The following is a 24,582-nucleotide window of genomic DNA, read 5'->3' on the forward strand; positions in this document are numbered from 1 at the left end:
CGGTACCGCCCCCGGCCGCCGTTTGGTGAACGGCCGGTGGCGGTCTGAAGTGCCCATCGCCACAGGCGAATCGGACGGAACGGTGATTCGGTGGACTTACTGGCCGACTTCGCCGTACGCGGCGAGCAGCACGGCCGGGTCCGGTCCCTCCAGGACGGTGGGCTTGGCCAGGCCGTCCAGGACGATGAAGCGCAGCAGATCGCCGCGGGACTTCTTGTCGACCTTCATCGTCTGGAGCAGCTTGGGCCACTGGTCGTAGCGGTAGGTCAGCGGCAGGCCCACCGATTCGAGAATCGTGCGGTGCCGGTCCGCCGTCGCGTCGTCCAACCGCCCGGCGAGACGGCCCAGTTCGGCGGCGAAGTGCATACCGACGGCCACCGCGGCGCCGTGCCGCCACTTGTAGCGCTCGTTCTTCTCGATCGCGTGGCCGAGGGTGTGGCCGTAGTTGAGGATCTCCCGCAGGCCCGACTCCTTCAGGTCCGACGAGACGACCTCGGCCTTGACCCGGATCGAGCGCTCGATCAGCTCCGCGGTATGCGGCCCTGCCGGGGTGCGCGCGGCCTCGGGGTCGGCCTCGATCAGCTCCAGGATCACCGGGTCGGCGATGAAGCCGGCCTTGATGATCTCCGCGAGACCGGAGACGTAGTCGTTGACCGGCAGCGAGTCCAGCGCGGCCAGGTCGCAGAGCACGCCGGCCGGCGGGTGGAAGGCACCCACCAGGTTCTTGCCCTCGGCGGTGTTGATGCCGGTCTTGCCGCCGACGGCCGCGTCCACCATGGCCAGCACGGTGGTCGGGACCGCGATCCAGCGCACCCCGCGCAGCCAGGTCGCCGCCACGAACCCGGCGAGGTCGGTGGTCGCGCCGCCGCCGACACCGACGATCACGTCGGAGCGGGTGAACCCGGACTGGCCCAGCGCCTTCCAGCAGTACGCCGCCACCTCGGCGGTCTTGGCCTCCTCGGCGTTCGGCACCTGGATGGCGACCGCCTCGTAGCCCTGCTCGGCCAGATCGCCCCGCAGCGCCTCGCCGGTCTCGGCCAGCGCCTCAGGATGGATCACTGCGACGCGCTTGGCCCGCGCGCCGATCAACCCGCCCAGCTCGCCCAGGAGCTGACGGCCCACCAGGACCTCGTAGGGCTCGCTGCCCGCGGTACCGCCGACCTGGATCCGCGTCACTGTCTCGGTCATGCGTCCTTCAACTCCAGTGCGTCCAGGGCGGCTTGAGTCACCTCTTCGGGTGTACGGCCGTCGGTGGCCACGACCGCCGTGGCCACCTCCTCGTACAGATGGCGGCGGGCCTCCATCAGCTCGCGCCACTGCTTGCGCGGATTGACCGCGAGCAGCGGGCGGGCGGCGTTCAGGCCGGTGCGCTTGACCGCTTCCTCGACGTCCATCGAGAGGTAGACGACGCGCTGCCCGGCGAGCAGCGCGCGTGTGTCCTCGTCCAGGATCGAGCCGCCGCCGAGGGCCAGGACACCGTCGTGCTCGGTCAGCGCCCGCCGCACGGCCTGCTTCTCGATCGCGCGGAAGGCGGGCTCGCCCTCGTCGACGAAGATCTCCGCGATGGTCCGGTCCTGCTCGGCCACGATGTCGTCGTCGGTGTCGCGGTAGCCGACGCCGAGGCGCTCGGCGAGCTGCTGCCCGACCGTGGACTTGCCCACGCCCATCGGCCCGACCAGCACCACCACAGGCGCTGTGCTCATCGGATCGCGAGGTTGTCGAGGTACGACCGGACGTTGCGGCGGGTCTCGGGCACCGAGTCGCCGCCGAACTTCTCCGCCACCGCGTCCGCGAGGACGAGCGCCACCATGGCCTCGGCGACGATACCGGCGGCCGGGACCGCGGAGACGTCGGAGCGCTGGTGGTGGGCCTGCGTGGCCTCGCCGGTCGTGACGTCCACGGTCTGCAGGGCCCGGGGCACGGTGGCGATCGGCTTCATCGCGGCGCGCACCCGCAGCAGCTCACCGGTGGTGAGGCCGCCCTCGGTGCCGCCGGAGCGGCCGGACACGCGACGGATGCCCTCGGGGGTGTTCACGATCTCGTCGTGCGCCTTGGATCCGGGGACGCGGGCGAGCTCGAAGCCGTCGCCGAGTTCGACCCCCTTGATCGCCTGGATGCCCATGAGCGCGCCGGCGAGGCGGGCGTCGAGCTTGCGGTCCCAGTGGACGTGCGAGCCGAGGCCGACGGGGACGCCGTAGGCGAGCACCTCGACCACACCGCCGAGGGTGTCGCCGTCCTTGTGGGCCTGGTCGACCTCCGCGACCATCGCCTTCGACGCGTCCGCGTCCAGGCAGCGCAGCGGGTCGGCGTCCAGCTTCTCGACGTCGGCCGGAGTCGGGTAGACACCCTGCGGCGCCTTCACCGAGCACAGCTCGACGACATGGCTGACGATCTCGATGCCGGCCGTCTCCTTGAGGTACGACCGGGCGACGGCGCCGAGGGCGACACGGGCGGCGGTCTCACGCGCGGAGGCGCGCTCGAGGATCGGCCGGGCCTCGTCGAAGCCGTACTTCTGCATGCCCGCGAGGTCGGCATGGCCGGGGCGCGGGCGGGTCAGCGGGGCGTTGCGGGCGAGGCCGGCGAGGATCTCCGGGTCGACCGGGTCGGCCGCCATGACCTGGTCCCACTTGGGCCACTCGGTGTTGCCGACCATGATCGCCACCGGGGAGCCGAGGGTGAGGCCGTGCCGGACGCCACCGATGAAGGTGACCTCGTCGCGCTCGAACTTCATCCGGGCACCGCGTCCATAACCGAGCCGGCGCCGGGCCAGGTGGTCCGCCACCATCTCCGTGGTGATCGGCACGCCGGCGGGAAGACCCTCCAGCGTCGCCACGAGTGCGGGACCGTGGGACTCCCCCGCGGTCAGCCAGCGCAACCTGCTCAACGGTGCTCCTCAGTGCTCGCGCCCTGGTACTGCCCTGCGTACGCGTGTCCTCGCGTACGTCGACGGCGCGACCAGGTGCGCGGCCCCGGCCCGCCACCTTCGATCCTCCCACGTCCGGCACCGGTCCCCGGCCGCCGGTCCACCTGGCGGACGGAAAACGGACGGCGCCGGACGCCGGCGGGGATCAGGCGGGGGTGTTGCCCTGCGGCTGCTGCGGGGCGTACGCACCGAGGAAGTCGGCGCCGCTGGGCTGCGCCGGCTGCGGCTGGGCCTGCTGCTGCGGGGCGTACGGGCCCAGGTAGTCGGCGCCACGGCCCTGACCGTGCTGGGCCGGCGTCTGGACGGCCGGCCCGGCCTGTACCTGGCGTGCGGCGCGTCGCCGGTCGATCTTGCGCTTGATCTTGAAGACCCACGACCCTACGACGAGCAGGATGACCAGGACGAGTACCGGAATCTGCACCCAGTCCGGCATGAACTGCAGGACGATCTCGAATATCTCGCTCTTGCCGGACGCCAGCGGCACACCAGTGGACACTGCTTGTACTCCCCCTCGATCCTCTCCGCCCCCTGCGGAACTCAGCGGATCTTAGCGGTTCGCGAGAGCCCGCTCGCCCGCTTTTCGCATGGCCTCCAGGGGCGCCGGGACCCGGCCGGTCATCTGCTCCACCTGCAGGACCGCCTGATGCACGAGCAGGTCGAGACCGCTGACGACGGCTCCGCCGAACATGGACCAGCGCGCCGCGAGTGCGGTGGGCCAGGGGTCGTAGAGCACGTCGAACAGGGTGGCGGGGCGCTCCGGTACGGCGCCGGCGAGGGCGTCGGTCGTACCGGCGGGGGTGGTCGCGATCACCAGCGGCGCGTGCAACGCCCGCTCCGCATCCGCCCAGTCGGCCGTGCGGACCTCGATGTCGAGCCGCTCGCCCCACTGCCGCATCTCCGTGGCGCGGGCCTCGCTGCGTACGTACGCCACGACCTCACCGGTGCAGACGCGCGCGAGCGCGGCCAGCGCGGAGGACGCCGTGGCGCCGGCGCCGAGGATCGCGGCCGAGTCGACCTGCTCGACGCCGTGTTCGCGCAGTGCGGCGACCATGCCGGGGATGTCGGTGTTGTCACCGAGGAGGCGGCCGTCCTCGGTGCGGACGACGGTGTTGACGGCCTCCACCGAGGCCGCCGTCTCGCTGATCTCGTCGAGCAGCGGGATGACGGCCCGCTTGAGCGGCATGGTCAGGGACAACCCCGCCCACTCCGGCCCGAGTTCGGAGACGAACCCGGGCAGCGCCGCCTCGTCGATCTCGAACCGGTCGTACGACCAGTCCGTGAGCCCGAGTTCCTCATAGGCCGCTCGGTGCAGCACCGGGGAGAGGGAATGGGCGATGGGCTTGCCGAGTACGGCGGCCCGGCGGGCGTCAGTTGCCCGAGCTCTCATTGAACTTGTCCTTGAGCTTCTGGAATTCGGCGTGCGTCTTGGCGAATTCGGTCTTGCTCACGCCGTCGACCGCGACGAAGTAGTACCAGCCCTGATCGGTGGGATTCAGCGTGCCCTTGAGCGCGCCGTCACCCGGGTTGCCGATCGGTCCGGGCGGCAGGCCCTTCTGCGTGTACGTGTTGTACGGGTCCTGATTGCTGTTGATCTCGTCTTCGCTGATATTGATGTTGCTCTCGCCCTTCAGGTAATTGAAGGTCGAGTCGAACTGCAGCAGACCGTAGGTCTCGGGGTTGGAGCGGTCGAGGCGGTTGTAGACCACTTCCGCCATCTTGCGGTAGTCGTCGTCGGTCTTGCCCTCGGCCTGGACGAGGCTGGCGACCGTGATGACCTGCAACGGGCTGTCCAGCTTGAGCGCCTTGGCCTTGCCCTCCAGGTCGAGCGCCGCGTACTTGCTCGCGGCCCGGGACACCATGTCCTTGAGGACCGCCTCCGGCTTCATGCCCTTGGCGGCGGGATAGGTGCCCGGGAAGAGGAAGCCCTCCAGCGGGTCCTTGATCTCGCTGTCGTCGTTCGCCCAGCTCGGCAGTCCGAGGCTCTTGAAATTCTTCTCGGCGATCTTCTTGGTGGCGCCCGCCGACAGATCAAGTTGTTTGTCGATCGCTGTGTAGACCGTGACATTACGCTCGCCCGGCTTTACCAGAACATTGTTCTGGCTCTTCGGATCGAGCATCATCTCCACGGCGCTCGCGGCGGACATCTCCTTGTGTAGCAGATAGGCGCCGGCCTGGATCGACTGTCCGTCGGGGTTCTGCGACTGGGCGGCGACGAACGCGTCGACGCTCTTGACGACGCCGGCCTGTTTGAGCCGCTGTCCGATCTCGTTGCCGAGGGCGCCCTTGGGGATTTCCACGGTGACGGTCTCGCCCGTGCCGTCCCCGGCGAAGTCGGGCGCCGAGCCGAAACGATCCTGGTAAAACTGGTATCCGAAATATCCGACTCCGCCCACGCCGCCCGCGAAGACGAGGGCGACCACCAGACAGGCGCACCCGCTGCGCCGTTTCTTGGGCTTGCCGCCCCGGGACCGGCGGTCACCACGGCCGTCCCCCGAGTCGTCGTCGGAGTCGTCGTCATCGTCGCCGCCCGCGAAGAAGGCGTGTTCGCCCTGGTCGGGGCCGGGGTCCCAGTCGGTCTGCGGCGGCTCGGGCTCGGCCTGCCGCCGGCTCGGCGGCTCGGGCGGCGGATAGGCGTCGGGCGTTCCGTAGTAGTCGGCGCGCTCCCCGCCGTATGCCGCGGCCTGCTGCCCGTAGGGGTCCGAGTGGTCGGGGTACTGAGCGTGCTGGTGAGTGCCGGTCGCCCAGCCGTTGTTGTCGTACGACTGCTGTGGCTGCCCCGGGTACTGCTGCTGGTCGTACTGGTGCGGGTACTGCTGCGCCTGTCCCTGCTGCGGGTACTGCTGCTGAGCCTGGCCGTACGGATCCTGCTGGCCGTTGCCCCAATTGCCGTAGTGCTGCTGCGGCTGCTGCGGGTACTGCTGCTGGCCGCCGTAGGCAGCCTGCCGGCCCGTGTGGGCCTGCTGCCCTTCCCATCCGCCGTCCCCGTACAACGGGTCCTCCGGATGCCACGGTTCGGAGCCTTGGCCCCGGCCATACTCAGTCATCGATCCCCTAGAGCCGCGAGGCGGCGGTCGCGCGGCTGCTGAAGATCCGGCTCCCGTCCCGCCTCTCTTTGTGCGCCAGCTGTTCGAACACCGGCGCATCGCGCGGAACGTTACCGTATCGCGATCAGATAACCACTTCGACGCTCTCGCCGGGAGCTTTACCTGACACCCGTTCGGATTCAAGCGCCTGCTGCAAGATGATCACGGCGGCCACCTGGTCGATCACGGCTCGGCCCTTCTTCGACTTCACGCCTGAGGCACGCAGTCCCTGACTGGCCGTCACGGTCGTCATGCGCTCGTCCACGAGCCTGACCGGTACGGGCGCGATCATGCGGGCCAATTCCTGGGCGAAGCCCCTGACCTTGACGGCGGCCGGGCCCTCGCCGCCCTTGAGGGAGCGGGGCAGGCCGACGACGACCTCGAGGGGCTCGTACTCCTCGACGAGCTGCTTCAGACGCCGGTGAGCTGCGGGGATGTCCCGGCCCGGGACCGTCTCGACCGGGGTGGCGAGGATCCCGTCGGGGTCGCACGAGGCGACGCCGATACGGGCGTCGCCCACGTCGACGGCCAGACGACGGCCGCGGCGGATGCCCCGGCCGTCGCCACTTGCGTGTGTGTCGTCGCTCACTTGGCCGTTTCCGCCACGAGCCGCTCGACGGCGTCGACGGCGTCGCCGACGGCGGCGGGGTTCTGGCCGCCGCCCTGGGCGACGTCCGGCTTGCCGCCACCGCCGCCGCCGAGGGTCTTGGCGGCGGTACGGACCAGGTCACCGGCCTTGAGGCCGCGGTCGCGGGCGGCGTCGTTGGTGGCGATGACCGTCAGCGGCTTGCCGTTGTTGACGGTGAACAGGGCGACCACGGCGGCCCGTCCGCCCTGGATGCGGCCGCGCACGTCGAGGACCAGCTTGCGCAGGTCGTCCGGCGTGGTGCCGTCCGGGACCTGACCGGTGACCACGGCGATGCCACGCACGTCCTTGGCGGACTCGGCGAGACCGGCGGCGGCCTGGAGCACCTTCTCGGCGCGGAACTTCTCGATCTCCTTCTCGGCGTCCTTCAGCTTGCCGAGCATGGCGGAGACCTTCTCCGGGAGCTCCTCCGGGCGGCCCTTGATCAGCTCCTGGAGCTGGGCGACCACCGTGTGCTCACGGGCGAGGAAGTTGTAGGCGTCCACACCGACCAGGGCCTCGATACGGCGGACACCCGAGCCGATGGAGGACTCGCCGAGCAGCTTGACCAGGCCGAGCTGGGCGGTGTTGTGCACATGCGTGCCGCCGCACAGCTCCTTGGAGAAGTCGCCGATGGTCACGACACGGACCCGCTCGCCGTACTTCTCGCCGAACTCGGCGATGGCACCCTGCTTCTTGGCCTCGTCGATACCCATGACCTCGGCGTGCACGTCGAGGTCGCGGGCCAGCACCTCGTTGATCTTCTGCTCGACGTCGGTCATCACGGCCGTCGGGACGGCGGCGGGCGAACCGAAGTCGAAGCGGAAGCGGCCGGGCTGGTTCTCGGAACCGGCCTGGGCGGCCGTCGGGCCGAGGGCGTCGCGCAGGGCCTGGTGGGTGAGGTGGGTGGCGGAGTGGGCGCGGGCGATGGCCGTCCGGCGACGGGAGTCGATCGAGGCGTGGGCCTTGGCGCCGACGGTGACCTCGCCGACCTGGACGACGCCCTTGTGGACGTAGACGCCCGGGACCGGCTTCTGGCAGTCGCGGATCTCGATCACGGCACCGGTGTCGACCTTGATGCGTCCGGTGTCGCCGATCTGACCGCCGCCCTCGGCATAGAAGGGGGTGCGGTCGAGGACGATCTCGACCTCGTCGCCCTCGGTGGCGGCCGGGGAGGAGGCGCCGTCGACGAGGATGCCGACGACGGTGGACTCGCCCTCGGTGTCGCTGTAGCCGATGAAGTCGGTCTCGCCGGTCTTGTCGGCGATCTCCCGGTAGGCGCCGGCGCCGGCGTGGCCGGTCTTCTTGGCCTGGGCGTCGGCCTTGGCGCGCTCCCGCTGCTCCTTCATCAGGCGCCGGAAGCCGTCCTCGTCCACGGACAGGCCCTGCTCGGCGGCCATCTCCAGGGTGAGGTCGATCGGGAAGCCCCAGGTGTCGTGGAGCAGGAAGGCCTTGTCGCCGGCCAGCACGGTGGAGCCCGCGGCCTTGGTGTCGGAGACGGCCGTGTCGAGGATGTTGGTGCCGGCCTTCAGCGTCTTGAGGAAGGCGTTCTCCTCGGCGAGGGCGACCTTCTCGATGCGCTCGCGGTCGGTGATCAGCTCGGGGTACTGCTGGCCCATCATGCCGATCACGACGTCGATGAGGTCCTTGACGACCGGACCGGTGGCGCCGAGCAGGCGCATGTTGCGGATGGCGCGGCGCATGATGCGGCGCAGGACGTAGCCGCGGCCCTCGTTGCCGGGGGTGACGCCGTCGCCGATGAGCATCACGGACGTCCGCATGTGGTCGGTGACCACGCGCAGGGAGACGTCCGAGGCGTGGGCGTCGCCGTAGGCGACACCGGTCAGCTCGGTGGCCTTCTTGATGACGGCCATGGAGGTGTCGATCTCGTACATGTTCTGCACGCCCTGCAGAATCATGGCGAGTCGCTCGAGGCCCAGGCCCGTGTCGATGTTCTTGCTCGGGAGCTCGCCGAGGATCTCGAAGTTGTCCTTGCCGACGCCCTCGCCGCGCTCGTACTGCATGAAGACGAGGTTCCAGATCTCCACGTACCGCTCGTCGTTGACGGCGGGGCCGCCCTCGACGCCGAACTCGGGGCCGCGGTCGTAGTTGATCTCGGAACAGGGGCCGCACGGGCCCGGCACACCCATGGACCAGTAGTTGTCCTTCATGCCGAGGCGCTGGATGCGCTCCTTCGGCACCCCGACGACCTCGTGCCAGATGCGCTCGGCCTCGTCGTCGTCCTTGTAGACGGTGATCCAGAGCTTCTCCGGATCCAGGCCGTAACCACCCTTGTCCTGGGGGCTGGTGAGCAGCTCCCAGGCGTACTTGATGGCGCCTTCCTTGAAGTAGTCGCCGAAGGAGAAGTTGCCGCACATCTGGAAGAACGTGCCGTGCCGGGTGGTCTTGCCGACCTCTTCGATGTCCGGTGTGCGCACGCACTTCTGCACGCTGGTGGCACGGTCGAACGGCGGCTTGACCTCACCCAGGAAGTAGGGCTTGAAGGGCACCATGCCGGCCGGGACGAGGAGCAGAGTCGGGTCGTCCGCGATGAGCGACGCCGAAGGGACGACGGTGTGCCCGCGCTCCTCGAAGAAGCTCAGCCAGCGGCGGCGAATCTCGGCCGACTCCATCAGTGGTCCTCATTCCGGTTGTACGAGTACGTCGAGTTCTCGATGTACTTCGGGTTGCTGCGGTTGTTCTCGATGGCGGTGTACCGCCGGGGCGCGGGCAGTTCGGGGTTGTTCTGGATCCCGAGCGCGTCCTCCAGCTCGGCCTCCCGCTGGGCCATGTTGTCGCGGACGTCGAGGGCGAATCCCACCGCGCGGTCCTTCAGTCGCTGACCGGTCTCCAGGGCCTTGTTCGCCGCGGTCGCGGCGAGGCTCTCCGGGGTCAGCTGCTTGATCTTGCGGTTGACCTTGGTGGTGGCCCAGACACCGGCGGCGACACCCGTGGTGAACCAGAACGTACGGCGGAACATCGCTCGGTCTCAGTCCTTACTTCCGCTTGCGGCGTGCGGCGGGGACCGTCCGGCCCACGATCACGGTACGCCGGGGCGACTTCACGGGCACGTCCTCCTGCTTGCGGCCGCCGAGGGCCCGGCGCACGCCGTAGCCGAAGGCCGCGACCTTGACCAGGGGGCCGCCGAAGGTGGAGGCCACGGTGGTCGACAGCGCGGAGGCGTTCGACGTGACTTCCTGGACGTCCGAGGCGATCGCGTCGACCCGGTCGATCTGGGTCTGCGCGGAGCGCACCGCCGAGGAGGCGTCTGCCAGGAGCGGGACGGCCTGGTCGGTCACGTCCGCGACGAGTTTGGTGGTCGCCTTGAGCGTCTGGGCCAGCCTCGCCAGCGCGACGGCGAGGAAGGAGACCAGAATCGCCCAGAAGACGGCCACCAGGATCCCGGCAACCTCTCCACCGGACACTGTGTGCACCCGCTCCCTGAAACGTGCCTCTACATCGGTCTACATCGAAAAAGTCGTGCACCGAGCCTATCGCGCCGGGGGCGCCGTTCCGCACCGGATTACCGCCCGTGCGGGGCCGGGTCGCGAGAAGCGATTGTACGGACCGAACACGCTTCAGTACGCTCCGTATTCCATGCGGGATCAACGGCGCCCCCACTCCCCCGACTCCGGCGATCTGCCCCTGGAACTCAGCTCGTTCGTGGGCCGCTCGGCCGAACTGACCGACCTGGCCGAGGCCCTCGGCAGCGCACGGCTGGTGACGGTGACCGGTGCCGGCGGCGTCGGCAAGTCACGGCTGGCGGCACGCGCGGCCTCGCGCTGCGCGCCCGGCGACGGTGCGTGGCTCGTGGAGCTGGAGCCGGTGCGCGACCCCGAGTTCCTCGACTACGCGGTCGTGGAGGCCCTGGGCCTGACGGACCACACGACGCGTCCGCCCCGCGAGACGCTGCTGGACTGTCTCGGCAGGCGTGAACTGCTGCTGATCCTGGACGGATTCGAGCACTTGGCGGACGCCGGCGCGGAACTCGTGACGGATCTGCTGCGCCGGGTGCCGGGGCTGCAGGTGCTCGCGGTGGGCCGCAGACCGTTGGGCATCGCGGGCGAGCGGCTGCTTGCGCTGGCGCCGCTGGCCGAGGACGAGGCCGTGGAGCTGTTCGTGGAACGGGCCGCACAGCACGGGCTGACCGTGCCGGACGACTCCGACGTACGGCAGCTGTGCCGTCGCCTGGACGGGATCCCGCTGGCGATCGAGCTGGCCGCGGGGCGGCTGCGGATGCTGTCGCCGGGGCAGCTGCTGGAGCGGCTCGACGACCGGTTCCGGCTGCTGACCGGCGGTGGGCCGGACGGGCCGGCGCGCCATCGGACGCTGCGTACGGCCGTCGGCTGGAGTCATGAACTGTGCACGCCCGAGGAGCGGTTGCTGTGGGCGCGGCTGTCGGTGTTCGCGGGCCGGTTCGACCTGGAGGCGGTCGAGTACGTGTGCGGCGGCCAGGGTCTGCACTCCGAGGACGTGTTCGACGTGCTGTCGGAGCTGCTCGCGCAGTCCGTGATCGCGCGCGAGGAGACCGGGGCCGGTGTGCGCTACCGCATGCTGGACACGATCCGGGCCTACGGCGCCGACTGGCTGGCGGCGACCGGCGACGCGGCCCGGCTGCGGCGCCGGCACCGTGACTGGTATCTGGGCCTGACGACCTGGTGCGAGCTGGAGTGGTTCTCCCCGCGGCAGGGCGAGGTGGCGGCCCGGGTCGAGACGGAGCTGCCGAATCTGCGCCATGCCCTGGAGTACTGCCTGAGCGAGCCGGACGAGGCGCATCTGGGCCACCACCTCGCGGGCTCCCTTTGGTTCTACTGGGTCGGCTGCGGCCGGCTCTCGGAGGGGCGGCACTGGCTGGAGCAGGCGGTGGCGCTGGACAGCGGGCATGAGCGGTCCCGGCTGAAGGCCCTGTGGGTGCTCGGCTATGTGGCGATCCTCCAGGGCGACTCGGTGCCCGCGCTCCGGGCGCTGCTGGAGTGCTGGGAGGAGGCGGAGAGCGCCGCCGACCCCACGGCGGTGGCGTACGCCGAGCACCGCATGGGCTGTCAGGCGCTGGTGTCGGACGACATGGAGCGCGCGGAAACGCTGCTGCGCTCGGCGCTGGCCCGCTATCAGGAGATCGGCGAGCTCAACAGCAATGTGCTGATGGGTCGGATCGAGCTGGCGATGACGCGGGCGTTCCGGGGCGATCTGCCGGACGCGGTGCGGCTGTGCGAGGACGTCCGGCAGGTGTGCGACGACCATGGTGAGCGCTGGGCGCGCTCCTACGCGCTGTACGTCCTGGCGTACGCGGCCTGGGCCGACGGGGATCTGTCCGGCGCCCGCACCCTGCTGACCGAGTGTCTCGGCAACGCCCACTCCTTCCGCGACCTGCTCGGCTCGGTGCTGGCCGTGGAGCTGCTGGCCCTGGTCACCGGGGCCGAGGGTGACGCCGCGGAGGCCGCGGTGCTCCAGGGCGCGGCGGCGGGGATGTGGCCGTCGGTGGGGCTGCCGCTGTTCGGCTCGGCCAGTTTCAACGCACCGCACGAGCTTTGCGAGACGGCGGCGCGGGAGCGGCTCGGCGACGAGCGGTACGAGGAGTGCGTACGGCAGGGCGGGGCGCTCGGCCGGGAGGAGGCGGTGCACCGGGCGCTGGGACGGCGGCATCCGGAGGGGCTGCCCGCGCCCCGGGGATCGGCGCGGCCCGTAGGGCCGGCCTCGGACATGCGAGAGCCCGCCGCCTCCCCCACCCGCAAGGGCGGGGAGACGACGGGCTGAGGCGCAGGTGTCCTACGGCCGCTGAAGGATCAACGGGCGTAGTACTCGACGACGAGCTGCTCGTCGCAGATCACCGGGATCTCCTTGCGGTTCGGCTCACGGTCCAGGCGGAACGCCAGGGCCTTGAGGTTCACCTGGAGGTAGCGCGGGGTCTCGCCCTCGGGGGCGAAGCCGCCCTCACGGGCGATCGAGAAGAGGGTCTTCTCGCGGCTGCGCTCGCGGACCATCACGACGTCGTCGGGACGGACGCGGAACGACGGCTTGTCGACCTTCTGGCCGTTGACCTCGATGTGGCCGTGAACGACCATCTGACGGGCCTGGTAGATGGTGCGGGCGATGCCCGAACGCAGGACCAGGGCGTCGAGACGACGCTCGAGCTCGATGATCAGGGCCTCACCGGTCTTGCCCTGAACCTTGGAGGCACGCTCGTAGGCGCGGACGAGCTGACGCTCGGACACGTCGTACTGCGCACGCAGACGCTGCTTCTCCAGCAGACGGACCTTGTAGTCCGAGTTCTGCTTGCGGCCACGGCCGTGCTCACCCGGCGGGTAGGGACGGGCCTCGAAGTACTTGACGGCCTTCGGGGTCAGCGCGATGCCGAGGGCACGCGACTTCTTGACCTTGGGGCGGGACTGGTTCGCCACAATCTCTCATTTCTTGGTGTTCGGCTTGTCAGGGTGTTGAGGGAGGTCGCATCCGCAGCCGGGGAAACCCTCCTCGCCCTCGCGGACGGGGTGGGCAGCCGCTCCCTGGTCTGGGCACATACGTGCAGCACGCGAGTGGCCCACCGACCGGTCCCGTCGTGCGACGGATGGTGGTGGGCTGCCCGCGACACCATTCGAACGGTGCGCGACGCTCCTGGAACCCACTGGGGGCTCCGGCTGACCGTCCCGATCTGACAGCACGGGACACAGCACTTCGTGGAAGTTTACAGGGTGCTCAGGACCGCTTGCGACCGAGGTGCTTCCTGGTCCACTCCACGGCGTCCGCGTACCGCGCCTCGGCGCCGTGCCTGGTCGGGGTGTAGTACTCGCGGTCCTTGAGGGCGTCCGGGGCGTACTGCTGCTCGGCGATGCCTTCGGACAGGTCGTGCGGATACACGTACCCCTGGGCGTGGCCGAGCTTGGCGGCGCCCTTGTAGTGCCCGTCGCGCAGATGCGGGGGTACCGGGCCCGCCAGTCCCTTGCGTACGTCCTCCATGGCGGCGCCGATCGCGGTCGTCGCGGCGTTGGACTTGGGGGCCAGCGCGAGGGCGATGGTGGCGTGGCTGAGGGTGAGGGCGGCCTCGGGGAAGCCGATCATGGCGACGGCCTGGGCGGCGGCGACGGCTATGGGCAGGGCGTTCGGGTCGGCGAGGCCGATGTCCTCGCTGGCGGAGATCATCAGGCGGCGGGCGATGAAGCGGGGGTCCTCACCGGCCTCGATCATCCGGGCCAGGTAGTGCAGGGCGGCGTCGACGTCGGAGCCGCGGATGGACTTGATGAGGGCGCTGGCCACGTCGTAGTGCTGGTCGCCGTCGCGGTCGTACTTCACCGCGGCGCGGTCGACGGTCTGCTCCAGGGTCTGGAGGCTGATCTCGCTCTCGTCCTGGTCCAGGGCGGCTCCCGCGGCGGCCTCCAGGGCCGTCAGGGCGCGGCGGGCGTCTCCGCCGGCGATCCGCAGCAGGTGCTCCTCGGTGTCCTCGGGGAGTCCGACGGAGTCCTTCAGGCCGCGCTCGTCGCTCAGTGCCCGCCTCAGCAGGCCCCTGATGTCGTCGTCGGTGAGGGGTTCGAGGGTGAGCAGGAGGGAGCGGGAGAGCAGCGGGGAGATCACCGAGAAGTACGGGTTCTCGGTGGTCGCGGCGATGAGGGTCACCCAGCGGTTCTCGACGGCCGGCAGGAGGGAGTCCTGCTGGGCCTTGCTGAAGCGGTGGATCTCGTCGAGGAAGAGGACGGTCTCCTTGCCGAAGCCGCCGGTGGCGCGGCGGGCGCCGTCGATGACCGCGCGGACCTCCTTGACGCCGGCGGTGATCGCGGAGAGCTCCACGAAGCGCTTGTTGGTGGCCTTGGAGACGACGTAGGCCAGGGTCGTCTTGCCGGTGCCGGGCGGGCCCCAGAGGATCACCGAGGAGGGTCCGGCGGGGCCGCCGCCGGACTCTCCGACGAGCCTGCGCAGCGGCGAGCCCGGCTTCAGCAGATGCTGCTGGCCCACCACCTCGTCCAGGGTGCGCGGGCGCATGCGCACCGCCAGGGGACTCCCCGCGGGGTCCTTCTCCTGGCGTTCTTCTGCGGCGGCGGTGAACAGGTCGGGCTCCACGCTGAAAACCCTAAATCACCGCACTGACAACGCGGGCCGCGAGGTCAGCTGGTCCAGAAGTCCCACCAGCGGGTCAGGATCAGCATGCCGATGATGCCGATGTGCAGCACGGGCATGACCCAGGTGAACTCGCCGAAGAAGCCCTTGAGCCAGTTCGGTGCGGGCAGGAAGCCGTTGCGGACGTTGAACGAGGTCACGTACCAGAACATGATGATCGTCGCGACCCAGGCCAGCGAGCACCACAGGCACAGCGCGTTGATGTTGTACAGCGACTGGTACATCAGCCACGCGCAGAAGACCACGCCGAAGAGGGTGCCGGCGTTGAAGGTGAGCCAGTACCAGCGAGGGAAGCGGGCGCGGCCGAGCAGGGCCATGCCGACGCCGATGACGATGCCGTAGGCGACGAGGCCGAGCATGGGGTTGGGGAACCCGAAGACGGCGGCCTGCTTGCTCTCCATGACGCTGCCGCAGGAGACGACCGGGTTGAGGCTGCACCCGGGGGTGAACGTCTTGCCCTCGACCTTGGCCTCGAGCAGCTTGAACTTGTCGATCGTGATGACCCACGCGGCAAGCAGCCCCGCCGCGCCGGTGATCACCAGCAGCAGGGCGAGGGCACGGCTGCCGCCCACCGCGCGCGGTGCCTCCGCCGCAGGCTCCGACTCGGGCTCGGTGGAGACGTCTTTGACTGTCGTCTTGCTCATCACGCCGATTCCGTCACTTGAGACTTGGAGTTTCTCCGGACAGGGCACATTGTGCCGTACACGCACGCGTGCCCACCGTTCGCTGCGTATAAGGAGATACGCGCAATCCGGTAAAGACGCTCAGTTCAAGACAGGGACGGAACGGACAGGGCGGGGACCGTCCGGTCCCCGCCCTGTGCGCGAAAATCAGCCCAATCGGGCTTCCAGCTCCGCGACGATCTCGTTGACGCCGATAGCCGACTGCTCGCCGGACTCCATGTCCTTGAGCTGGACGACGCCTTCGGCGAGGTCGCGTTCGCCGGCGACGATCGTGTAGCGGGCGCCGCTGCGGTTGGCGTTCTTCATGGCGCCCTTGAGGCCCTTGGCGCCGTAGGAGAAGTCCGCCGCGACGCCGAGCTTGCGCAACTCGGTGACCTTGGCGAACAGGACCCGGCGGGCCTCCTCGCCGAGCGGCACCGCGAACACGCTGGTGGACGACGGGAGTTCGAGCTCCACGCCCTCCGCCTCCAGCGCCAGGACCGTGCGGTCGACGCCCAGCGCCCAGCCGACGGACGGCAGCGCGGGGCCGCCGATCATCTCGGACAGCCCGTCGTAGCGGCCGCCGCCGCCCACCGCGGACTGCGAGCCCAGACCGTCGTGGACGAACTCGAAGGTCGTACGCGTGTAGTAGTCCAGGCCGCGCACCAGCTTCGGGTCGTCCTCGTAGGCGACGCCCGCGGCGGTGATCAGCTCGCGGACCTCCTCGTGGTACGCCTTGCAGGCGTCGCACAGGTAGTCGCGCAGGAGCGGGGCTCCGGTGAGCTGCTGCTGCACCGACTCGCGCTTGTCGTCGAGGACGCGCAGCGGGTTGATGTCGATACGGCGCCGGGTGTCCTCGTCCAGGTCGAGGCCGCGCAGGAAGTCCTGCAGAGCCGCGCGGTACACCGGGCGGCACTCCTTGTCGCCCAGGCTGTTCAGCAGGATCCGGAAGTTGCTGAGGCCGAGCGAGCGGTAGGCCTGGTCGGCCAGGATGATCAGCTCGGCGTCGAGGGCCGGGTCCTCGGCGCCGATCGCCTCGGCGCCGACCTGGGAGAAGTGCCTGTAGCGGCCCTTCTGGGGGCGCTCGTAGCGGTAGTAGGAGCCGGAGTACCAGAGCTTGACCGGGAGGTTGCCGGCCTTGTGCAGGTTGGCCTCCAGCGCCGCGCGCAGGACCGAGGCCGTGCCCTCGGGGCGCAGGGCGAGCCTGTCGCCGCCCTTGGTCTCGAAGGCGTACATCTCCTTGGTCACGATGTCGGTGGACTCACCGACGCCGCGCGCGAACAGTTCGACGCTCTCGAAGCCGGGCGTCTCGATGTAGCCGTAGCCGGAGTTGCGCAGGGGCGCGGCGATCGCCTCGCGGACGGCCAGGTACTTGGCGCTCTCCGGCGGGATCAGGTCGTACGTGCCCTTGGGGGCCTTGAAGGTGCTCACGGAAGGTCTCGTCACATTCCTCGTCGGGGAGCTTCCTGGGCTCCCTGGCCGGCGGCCACCTGCCGCAGATACGGGTTGGTGGCGCGCTCCTGGCCGATGGTCGTCTGGGGGCCGTGGCCGGACAGCACCACGGTCGAGTCGTCGAGCGGCAGGCACACGCGTGCCAGCGAGTCGAGGATCTCGGCCATGTCGCCGCCGGGCAGGTCGGTGCGTCCGATGGAGCCGGCGAACAGCAGGTCGCCCGAGAACAGGATCGGCGGGATGTCCGCCGTCTCGGGCATGCCGAAGGTCACCGACCCCTTGGTATGGCCGGGCGCATGCGCGACCGTGAGTTCCATCCCGGCCAGCTCCAGCCCGGCGCCGTCGGTCAGCTCCTTGACGTCGTCCGGCTCCCCGATGGTCAGCTCGCCCATCAGCTGCATGCCGATGGAGCGGCCGAGCGCCTTCTCGGGGTCGCTCATCATGTACCGGTCCTCGGGGTGGATCCAGGCCGGTACATCGTGCGCACCGCACACGGGGACGACCGAGGCCACATGGTCGAGGTGGCCGTGGGTGAGGACGACGGCGACGGGCTTGAGCCGATGCTTCTTCAGCGCTTCCTCGACTCCGGGGGCCGCTTCGTGGCCCGGGTCGATGATCACGCACTCCTCACCGGCGGCGGGGGCGACGAGATAACAGTTCGTCCCCCAGGCCCCGGCGGGGAACCCGGCAATGAGCACGATCGTCCTTCGTTTGTGTCGACACGAGTGGTTTGTCGGCGGACTCCGCCTGTCGACAGAGCCTACCGGCGCTGCCGATTCCTCAGCGAACCCATATACGGTACGGGGCACACGCAGGCGGTCGGCTCAATGAACACACGCGTAGCGGTCGACACTTACGACGCATGAGGAGAGAACCCGGTGGTCAGCCAGGAACAGCGGCGGCGTCAGCTCGCCCGGGAGAAGTTCTTGCGGCAGCAGCAGCGGCGTACGTCCGCCCGACGCAAGGCGCGCATGCGCAACTCGGTGATCGCGTCGGTGCTCGGAGTGGTCGTCATCGGCAGCCTCGCGCTGTACACGACCGGCGTGCTCAAGGGCGATGACAGCAAGGAGAACGCGGGCGCGGAGGTCACGCCGAGCGCGAGCCCGACCAGCAAGGCCCCGGACCCGTGCGAGAAGCCCGCCGAGGGCAAGGTCAAGACGGCCACCTGGAAGAAGGAGCCGGAGCTGACCGTCGACAAGTCGGCGAAGTACGCGATGAAGCTCGCGACGACGTGCGGTGACATAGACATCGACCTGAAGGCGTCGGCCGCGCCGCACACGGTGAACTCCTTCGAGTTCCTGGCCGGCAAGGGCTACTTCGACCACACCAAGTGCCACCGGCTCACCACCAGCAACATCTACGTGCTCCAGTGCGGCGACCCGACGGGCGCCGGCACGGGCGGCCCCGGCTACACGATCCCGGACGAGAACCTCAAGGACAAAAGCCTGAAGGACAACATCTACCCGGCGGGCACCGTGGCCATGGCGAACACCGGGCAGAAGCACACCGGCGGCAGCCAGTTCTTCCTCGTGTACCAGGACAGTCAGCTTCCGCCCAGCTACACACCGTTCGGTACCGTTTCCGAATCCGGCATGAAGGTACTCAAGAAGATTGCCGACGCCGGTGAAAGCACCGGCCAGGGCGATGGGGCGCCGAACGCGACGGTCGTGATCAACAAGGCGACGGTCACGAAATCCTGACCGCCAACTGCGAAATTTCGGTCGCGCGGGATGCGGACAGGCAACCCGCCGGTCGCCTATGTTGGCCGTGACGAAACTGTGGACGATGCCCGGGGGAACACAAGCCCCTCGCGAGGCATCATGTGGAGGAGGCGCTGTGAGCAGCGACCCGTGGGGCCGCGTCGACGAGACGGGGACCGTGTACGTGCGTACGGCCGACGGCGAGCAGGTCGTCGGCTCTTGGCAGGCAGGCACTCCTGAAGAGGCGCTGGCCTATTTCGAGCGCAAGTACGAGGGCCTGGTTGTCGAGATCGGCCTCCTCGAGAAGCGGGTGAAGACCACCGACCTGTCGGCGAAGGACGCCCAGACCGCGATCGACCACATCCGTGAGCAGGTCGACGCCCATCACGTGGTCGGTGATCTGGACGCCCTGCGGACCCGCCTGGACAAGCTGGTCGAGACGGTCGACAAGCGCCGCGAGGAGCGCAAGCAGCAGCGGGCCAAGCAGTCCGACGAGGCGCGGCACGCCAAGGAGGCGCTGGTCGTCGAGGCCGAGGAGCTGGCGCAGTCCGACCAGTGGCGGGCCGCCGGTGAGCGGCTGCGGGCGCTGGTGGACACCTGGAAGGGTCTGCCCCGGCTGGACCGCAAGTCCGACGACGAGCTGTGGCACCGCTTCTCGCACGCCCGCTCGGCGTTCTCCAAGCGCCGCAAGGCGCACTTCGCGCAGCTGGACGCGCAGCGCGAGGAGGCCCGCAAGACCAAGGAGCGGCTGGTCGCCGAGGCCGAGTCGCTGTCCGGTTCGACGGACTGGGGCCCCACGGCCGCCCGCTACCGCGAGCTGATGTCGGAGTGGAAGGCCGCGGGGCGTGCCCAGCGCGAGCACGAGGACGACCTGTGGAACCGCTTCCGCGGCGCCCAGGACATCTTCTTCGCGGCCCGCAGCTCGGTCTTCGCCGAGCGGGACGCCGAGCAGGCGGAGAACCTGAAGCTGAAGGAGGAGCTGGCCGGCGAGGCCGAGAAGCTCCTGCCGATCGGTGACCTGAAGGGCGCGCGTGCCGCCTTCCGCTCGATCAACGAGCGCTGGGAGGCCATCGGCCATGTGCCGCGCGACGCCCGGCCGAAGGTCGAGGGCCGGATGCACGCCGTCGAGCGGGCCCTGCAGGAGGCCGAGGAGAACGAGTGGCGCCGGACCAACCCGGAGGCACGCGCGCGTGCCGAGGGGCTCACCGGCCAGCTCCAGGCCGCCGTGGACAAGCTGAAGGGCCAGATCGAGCAGGCGCGCGCCCAGGGCAACAACGCGAAGGCCGACAAGCTGGAGCGTGAGCTGGAGGGCCGCCAGGCACTGCTGGACCAGGCCCTGAAGGGTCTCCAGGAGTTCGGCGGCTGACGGCAGCCGACACCGGTACGACGAGAAGGGCCCCGTACGTGACGTACGGGGCCCTTCTCGTGTGCGGAGCTACGACCGGTTGCGGGCCGACGTCACGCGGTACACGTCGTACACGCCCTCCACTCCCCTGACCGCCTTCAGGACGTGTCCGAGGTGCTTCGGGTCGCCCATCTCGAAGGTGAAGCGGGAGGTCGCGACGCGGTCGCGGGAGGTCTGGACGGCCGCGGAGAGGATGTTGACGTGCTGGTCGGACAGGACGCGGGTGACGTCCGACAGGAGCCGGGAGCGGTCCAGGGCCTCGACCTGGATGGCGACCAGGAAGACCGAGGACTGCGTCGGCGCCCACTCGACCTCGAGGATGCGCTCGGGCTCACGGGACAGTGACTCCACGTTGACACAGTCGCTGCGGTGAACCGATACACCACTACCCCGCGTGACGAAGCCGATGATCGGGTCGCCGGGTACGGGCGTACAGCAGCGGGCCAGCTTGACCCACACGTCCTCGACGCCCTTGACGATGACACCCGGGTCGGCGCTGGAGCGGCGCTTGCGGCTGCGGGTGCGGGTCGGCGGGACCGACTCGTCGATCTCCTCGGTGGCCGCTTCCTCGCCGCCGAGCGCCTGGACCAGCTTCTGCACGATGTTCTGTGCGGAGACATGGCCCTCGCCGATCGCCGCGTACAGCGCGGAGATGTCGGCGTAGCGCATCTCGTGGGCGAGGGTGACGAGTGAGTCGCCGGTCAGGATGCGCTGGATCGGCAGGTTCTGCTTGCGCATCGCGCGGACGATGGCGTCCTTGCCCTGCTCGATGGCCTCGTCGCGGCGTTCCTTGGAGAACCAGGCCCTGATCTTGTTGCGGGCGCGGGGCGACTTCACGAAGCCGAGCCAGTCGCGGGAGGGGCCCGCGCCGGCTGCCTTGGAGGTGAAGACCTCGACGAGGTCGCCGTTGTCCAGGGTCGATTCGAGCGGTACGAGCCTGCCGTTGACCCGGGCTCCTATGGTGCGGTGCCCGACCTCGGTGTGGACGGCGTACGCGAAGTCGACCGGGGTGGCCCCGGCCGGGAGCGCTATGACGTCGCCCTTCGGGGTGAAGACGAAGACCTCGTTGCGGGACAGGTCGAAGCGCAGGGACTCCAGGAACTCGCCCGGGTCCTCGGTCTCCTTCTGCCAGTCCAGGAGCTGGCGCAGCCACGCCATGTCGTTGAGGTGGTCGTCCTTGCCCTTGCCGGACGCCTTCGGTGCGTCGGTGCGGATCTTGGAGGCGCCGGCGACGGCCTCCTGCTTGTACTTCCAGTGCGCGGCGATGCCGTACTCGGCGCGGCGGTGCATGTCGAACGTGCGGATCTGGAGTTCGACGGGCTTGCCATTGGGGCCGATGACCGTCGTGTGCAGCGACTGGTACATGTTGAACTTGGGCATCGCGATGTAGTCCTTGAACCGGCCGGGGACCGGGTTCCATCGCGCGTGCACGGTGCCGAGGGCGGCGTAACAGTCGCGGACGGTGTCGACAAGGACGCGGATGCCGACGAGGTCGTAGATCTCGGCGAAGTCCCGACCTCGCACGATCATCTTCTGGTAGACGCTGTAGTAGTGCTTCGGGCGCCCGGTGACCGTCGCCTTGATGCGGGCGGCGCGCAGGTCCTGCTGGACCTCGTCGGTCACTATGGCCAGATACTCGTCACGCTTCGGTGCCCGCTCGGCCACCAGCCGTACGATCTCGTCGTACATCTTGGGGTAGAGGATCGCGAAGGCGAGGTCCTCCAGTTCCCACTTGATGGTGTTCATGCCGAGGCGATGGGCGAGCGGCGCGTAGATCTCGAGGGTCTCGCGCGCCTTCTTCTCCTGCTTCTCGCGCTTGAGGTAGCGCATGGTGCGCATGTTGTGCAGGCGGTCGGCGAGCTTGATGACCAGGACACGGGGGTCCTTGGCCATGGCGACGACCATCTTGCGCACGGTCTCGGCCTGCGCGGCCTCGCCGAACTTGACCTTGTCCAGCTTGGTGACGCCGTCGACGAGCAGGGCGACGGAGTCGCCGAAGTCGCGGCGGAGCTGGTCGAGGCCGTACTCGGTGTCCTCGACGGTGTCGTGCAGCAGGCCCGCCATCAGGGTGGCCGGATCCATCCCCAGCTCGGCGAGGATGGTGGTGACCGCGAGGGGGTGCGTGATGTAGGGGTCGCCGCTCTTGCGCTTCTGGCCGCGGTGCCAGCGCTCGGCGACCTGGTAGGCCTTCTCGATCTGGCGGAGCGTGGCGGTCTCGATCTTCGGGTCGTTGCTGCGGACTATGCGCAGCAGCGGCTCAAGGACCGGGTTGTACGGGTTGGAGCGCTGGACGCCCAGGCGGGCGAGGCGGGCGCGGACGCGGTTGGAGGAGCCGGTGCGGGCGGGCTGACCGGTGTTCGGGCGCACCGCCGGCGTCGACGGGACGGGCTTGGGACGAGGCGGCTCGGCCGGCTTGTCGACGGGCGCGGACTGGGCATGCTCGACCGTCCCGCGCGAGTCGTTCTTCGCGTGCGGCGCGTTCGGCGCGGGCTTGGCCGCCGGCGCCGAGGCGGACTCGGGCTTGGCGGCGGTCAGGTGCTGGGCCTCGTCTGGCAAGAGGGCTCCTCGTGCGCGATCCGGGTCCCCCGGTCAGGTTCCGGAGACCCCATGGTAGCGATCCTGAGCCGCAGGATCGCCTTCAGGCCGATGTGAGGGCCGTCTACCGGAGGAACACAAGGGGCTGTCGCCGGATTCCTCCCCGTCCTCGGGGCCGTGTCCTGAGGGTGGCGTTTGTGTTGCCTGAGGCTGACGTGGGGATTCCGTACGCCGTCACAGCGGGCCCGTGCGGGGCTTGGGGCGCCTGTTTTGAGCCATGGGGTGCGGAGGTGACCGAGCGGGTGGGCGCGTACGCGGTAGCGCCTGGGGGCGCGTGCACTTGCTCGCTCCGGATACGCGTGTGCCGCGCGCCCTCGACTTCGGGCGCGCGGCACACGTGCGGTGAATGCAGCCGGTGACTCAGACCGTGAGCAGCGACTCCAGCGGGGCGCCTGCCAGGGCCGGCTCCAGGCGGGCTCGGCCGCCGAGGAAGCCCAGCTCCATCAGGACGGCGAGGCCCGCCACATCGGCGCCGGCCCGGCGGATCAGCTGGATCGAGGCTTCGGCGGTGCCGCCCGTCGCCAGGACGTCGTCGACGACGAGCACGCGGTCGCCCGAGCTCAGGTCCTCGGCGTGGACCTCGATCTCCGCGGAGCCGTACTCCAGGTCGTACGCCTGGCTGAGGGTCGCTCCGGGGAGCTTGCCGGCCTTGCGTACGGGGATGAAGCCGACGCCCGCGCGGACGGCGGCCGGGGCTCCGAGGATGAAGCCGCGGGCCTCCAGGCCGACGATCTTCGTGGCGCCGGTGCTCCCGACGATCCCCGCCAGCGCGTCGGTGAGCGCCGTGAACGCCGCCGGGTCCGCCAGGAGCGGGGTGATGTCCTTGAACATCACACCCGGCTCCGGGTAGTCCGCGACGTCACGGATGCGGCTGAGCAGGAGCGTCGTGACGTCGGTGAGCTCGGTCATCGACGCTTCCCCGAGGGTCGGCCACGGCCCCGGTTGCGGGAGGCGGGCTGGTTGCGGGGGCCGACGACCGCGGGAGCGGCGTCCTCCGGCTCGTCGTCGTAGTGGTCGTCGGCGGCCGGTGCCTCCGGGGCCTCGCCCTGGGTGGCGGCCTGGGCCCGCTTGGCGAGTACGCGCTTCCTCAGGGCCTTCAGCTGCGGCTCGCGCTCCTTGAGGTCGGCGACGAGCGGCGTGGCGATGAAGATCGAGGAGTACGCACCGGCGGCGAGACCGACGAACAGCGACAGCGAGATGTCGTTGAGCATGCCGGCGCCGAGGAAGCCGCCACCGATGAACAGCAGGCCCGCCACCGGCAGCAGCGCGACCACCGTGGTGTTGATCGAGCGGACCAGGGTGCTGTTGATCGAGCGGTTGGCGACGTCGCTGTAGGTCCAGCGGGTCTGCTTGGTGATGTCCTTCGTCTGCTCCTTGAGGCTGTCGAAGACGACGACCGTGTCGTAGAGCGAATAACCGAGGATCGTCAGCAGACCGATCACGGTGCCCGGTGTGACCTCGAAGCCGACGAGGGCGTAGATGCCGACCGTGATCGTGATGTCATGGATCAGCGCGACGAACGCGGCGACCGCCATGCGCCACTCGAACGCGATCGCCAGATAGATCACCACGAGGACCAGGAAGATCCCGAGACCCTGCCAGGCCTTGTTGGCGATCTGCTCACCCCAGCTGGGGCCGACCAGCTCGCCGGTGACGTCGTTCTCGTCGACACCGAGCTTCTCGGCCAGCTCGGCCGAGACCTTGTCGGCCTGGTTGGTGTCGATGCCCGAGACCTGGATGCGCAGCTTGGCGTCGTCGCCGCTGCCGAGCTTCTGGACGATCGCGTCGTGGCCGGAGGCCTCTTCCGCGTACTCCTGGGCCTGCGAGACCGAGACGCTGGTCTTCGGGGTGTTGAAGACGGCTCCGCCCTGGAACTCGATGCCCATGTTCAGACCGCGCACCGCCAGGCCGACGATGGCCGTGATGGTGATCAGGATGGAGAGGCCGTACCAGATCTTGCGGTTGCCGACGAAGTCGTAGCCGACCTCGCCACGGTGCAGTCGGGCGCCGAGGTTGCCGAGCTTCGACATC

General features: G+C 69.7%; 21 protein-coding genes. 3 read left to right on the forward strand and 18 right to left on the reverse strand.

All coding sequences use genetic code 11. The annotated features are described in order from the left end of the window. Positions 1-96: 96 nt before the first annotated feature. From aroB to ACFPQ9_RS37025, 10 genes are all read right to left on the reverse strand, one after another. Positions 97-1,188 carry a 3-dehydroquinate synthase gene (aroB, locus tag ACFPQ9_RS36980; protein ID WP_380863219.1) on the reverse strand — a complete coding sequence of 364 codons (1,092 nt, stop codon included), beginning with the start codon at positions 1,186-1,188 and terminating at the stop codon, positions 97-99. Continuing rightward, positions 1,185-1,703: a shikimate kinase gene (locus tag ACFPQ9_RS36985; RefSeq protein ID WP_380863222.1), complete on the reverse strand. Its 519-nt coding sequence runs from the start codon at positions 1,701-1,703 to the stop codon at positions 1,185-1,187. Before ACFPQ9_RS36985 ends, aroB begins: the two co-directional genes overlap by 4 nt. Beyond that, entirely contained in the window at positions 1,700-2,884 is a 1,185-nt protein-coding gene (gene aroC, locus ACFPQ9_RS36990) for a chorismate synthase (protein WP_380863224.1), read from the reverse strand. Before aroC ends, ACFPQ9_RS36985 begins: the two co-directional genes overlap by 4 nt. Positions 2,885-3,068: 184 nt before the next feature. Then, complete coding sequence (locus tag ACFPQ9_RS36995; protein WP_380863226.1) at positions 3,069-3,419, reverse strand: hypothetical protein; 351 nt, start codon at positions 3,417-3,419, stop codon at positions 3,069-3,071. 51 nt (positions 3,420-3,470) lie between these two features. After that, positions 3,471-4,310: a shikimate dehydrogenase gene (locus ACFPQ9_RS37000; RefSeq protein ID WP_380863228.1), complete on the reverse strand. Its 840-nt coding sequence runs from the start codon at positions 4,308-4,310 to the stop codon at positions 3,471-3,473. Further along, complete coding sequence (mltG, locus tag ACFPQ9_RS37005) at positions 4,291-5,967, reverse strand: endolytic transglycosylase MltG (protein WP_380863230.1); 1,677 nt, start codon at positions 5,965-5,967, stop codon at positions 4,291-4,293. Before mltG ends, ACFPQ9_RS37000 begins: the two co-directional genes overlap by 20 nt. Before the next feature lie 124 nt (positions 5,968-6,091). Beyond that, entirely contained in the window at positions 6,092-6,556 is a 465-nt protein-coding gene (ruvX, locus tag ACFPQ9_RS37010; protein WP_380863376.1) for a Holliday junction resolvase RuvX, read from the reverse strand. Positions 6,557-6,591: 35 nt separating this feature from the next. Continuing rightward, positions 6,592-9,264, reverse strand: a complete 2,673-nt coding sequence (gene alaS, locus ACFPQ9_RS37015) for an alanine--tRNA ligase (protein ID WP_380863232.1) — start codon at positions 9,262-9,264, stop codon at positions 6,592-6,594. Beyond that, a complete protein-coding gene (locus ACFPQ9_RS37020; RefSeq protein ID WP_380863234.1) occupies positions 9,264-9,611 on the reverse strand; it encodes a hypothetical protein in 348 nt (115 codons plus the stop codon). Before ACFPQ9_RS37020 ends, alaS begins: the two co-directional genes overlap by 1 nt. A gap of 16 nt (positions 9,612-9,627) precedes the next feature. Continuing rightward, positions 9,628-10,065 carry a DUF948 domain-containing protein gene (locus ACFPQ9_RS37025; protein ID WP_380863236.1) on the reverse strand — a complete coding sequence of 146 codons (438 nt, stop codon included), beginning with the start codon at positions 10,063-10,065 and terminating at the stop codon, positions 9,628-9,630. Between the two features lie 163 nt (positions 10,066-10,228). Here ACFPQ9_RS37025 and ACFPQ9_RS37030 point away from each other — a divergent pair, with 163 nt between their 5' ends. Continuing rightward, positions 10,229-12,385, forward strand: a complete 2,157-nt coding sequence (locus ACFPQ9_RS37030; RefSeq protein ID WP_380863238.1) for an ATP-binding protein — start codon at positions 10,229-10,231, stop codon at positions 12,383-12,385. Between the two features lie 29 nt (positions 12,386-12,414). On the opposite strand, the gene rpsD is transcribed toward ACFPQ9_RS37030, so the two are convergent. The 5 genes from rpsD to ACFPQ9_RS37055 form a co-directional block, all read right to left on the reverse strand. Continuing rightward, a complete protein-coding gene (gene rpsD, locus ACFPQ9_RS37035) occupies positions 12,415-13,029 on the reverse strand; it encodes a 30S ribosomal protein S4 (RefSeq protein ID WP_015661793.1) in 615 nt (204 codons plus the stop codon). 295 nt (positions 13,030-13,324) lie between these two features. Further along, positions 13,325-14,680, reverse strand: coding sequence for a replication-associated recombination protein A (locus tag ACFPQ9_RS37040; RefSeq protein ID WP_380863240.1), 1,356 nt, complete (start codon positions 14,678-14,680; stop codon positions 13,325-13,327). A gap of 44 nt (positions 14,681-14,724) precedes the next feature. Then, the gene (locus tag ACFPQ9_RS37045) at positions 14,725-15,381 is read right to left on the reverse strand and encodes a vitamin K epoxide reductase family protein (RefSeq protein ID WP_380863242.1); all 657 of its coding nucleotides are present in this window, start codon (positions 15,379-15,381) and stop codon (positions 14,725-14,727) included. Positions 15,382-15,567: 186 nt separating this feature from the next. Further along, on the reverse strand, positions 15,568-16,830 hold the full coding sequence (gene hisS, locus ACFPQ9_RS37050; protein ID WP_380863244.1) for a histidine--tRNA ligase: 1,263 nt from the start codon (positions 16,828-16,830) through the stop codon (positions 15,568-15,570). Positions 16,831-16,841: 11 nt separating this feature from the next. Further along, entirely contained in the window at positions 16,842-17,549 is a 708-nt protein-coding gene (locus ACFPQ9_RS37055; protein WP_380863246.1) for an MBL fold metallo-hydrolase, read from the reverse strand. A gap of 180 nt (positions 17,550-17,729) precedes the next feature. Between ACFPQ9_RS37055 and ACFPQ9_RS37060 the strand changes: the two genes are divergently transcribed. Beyond that, a complete protein-coding gene (locus ACFPQ9_RS37060) occupies positions 17,730-18,551 on the forward strand; it encodes a peptidylprolyl isomerase (protein WP_380863248.1) in 822 nt (273 codons plus the stop codon). A 136-nt stretch (positions 18,552-18,687) separates the two neighbouring features. Continuing rightward, positions 18,688-19,917 carry a DUF349 domain-containing protein gene (locus ACFPQ9_RS37065; RefSeq protein WP_380863250.1) on the forward strand — a complete coding sequence of 410 codons (1,230 nt, stop codon included), beginning with the start codon at positions 18,688-18,690 and terminating at the stop codon, positions 19,915-19,917. A gap of 69 nt (positions 19,918-19,986) precedes the next feature. On the opposite strand, the gene relA is transcribed toward ACFPQ9_RS37065, so the two are convergent. From relA to secF, 3 genes are all read right to left on the reverse strand, one after another. Then, positions 19,987-22,512 carry a GTP pyrophosphokinase gene (gene relA, locus ACFPQ9_RS37070; protein ID WP_380863252.1) on the reverse strand — a complete coding sequence of 842 codons (2,526 nt, stop codon included), beginning with the start codon at positions 22,510-22,512 and terminating at the stop codon, positions 19,987-19,989. A gap of 399 nt (positions 22,513-22,911) precedes the next feature. Continuing rightward, positions 22,912-23,460 (reverse strand): adenine phosphoribosyltransferase, encoded by a 549-nt coding sequence (locus ACFPQ9_RS37075; RefSeq protein ID WP_380863254.1) that lies wholly within the window; start codon positions 23,458-23,460, stop codon positions 22,912-22,914. Further along, a complete protein-coding gene (gene secF / locus ACFPQ9_RS37080) occupies positions 23,457-24,581 on the reverse strand; it encodes a protein translocase subunit SecF (RefSeq protein WP_380863256.1) in 1,125 nt (374 codons plus the stop codon). Before secF ends, ACFPQ9_RS37075 begins: the two co-directional genes overlap by 4 nt. Position 24,582 lies beyond the last annotated feature (1 nt).

The sequence above is a fragment of the Streptomyces coerulescens genome (assembly GCF_042657965.1).
Taxonomy (GTDB): Bacteria; Actinomycetota; Actinomycetes; order Streptomycetales; family Streptomycetaceae; genus Streptomyces; species Streptomyces coerulescens.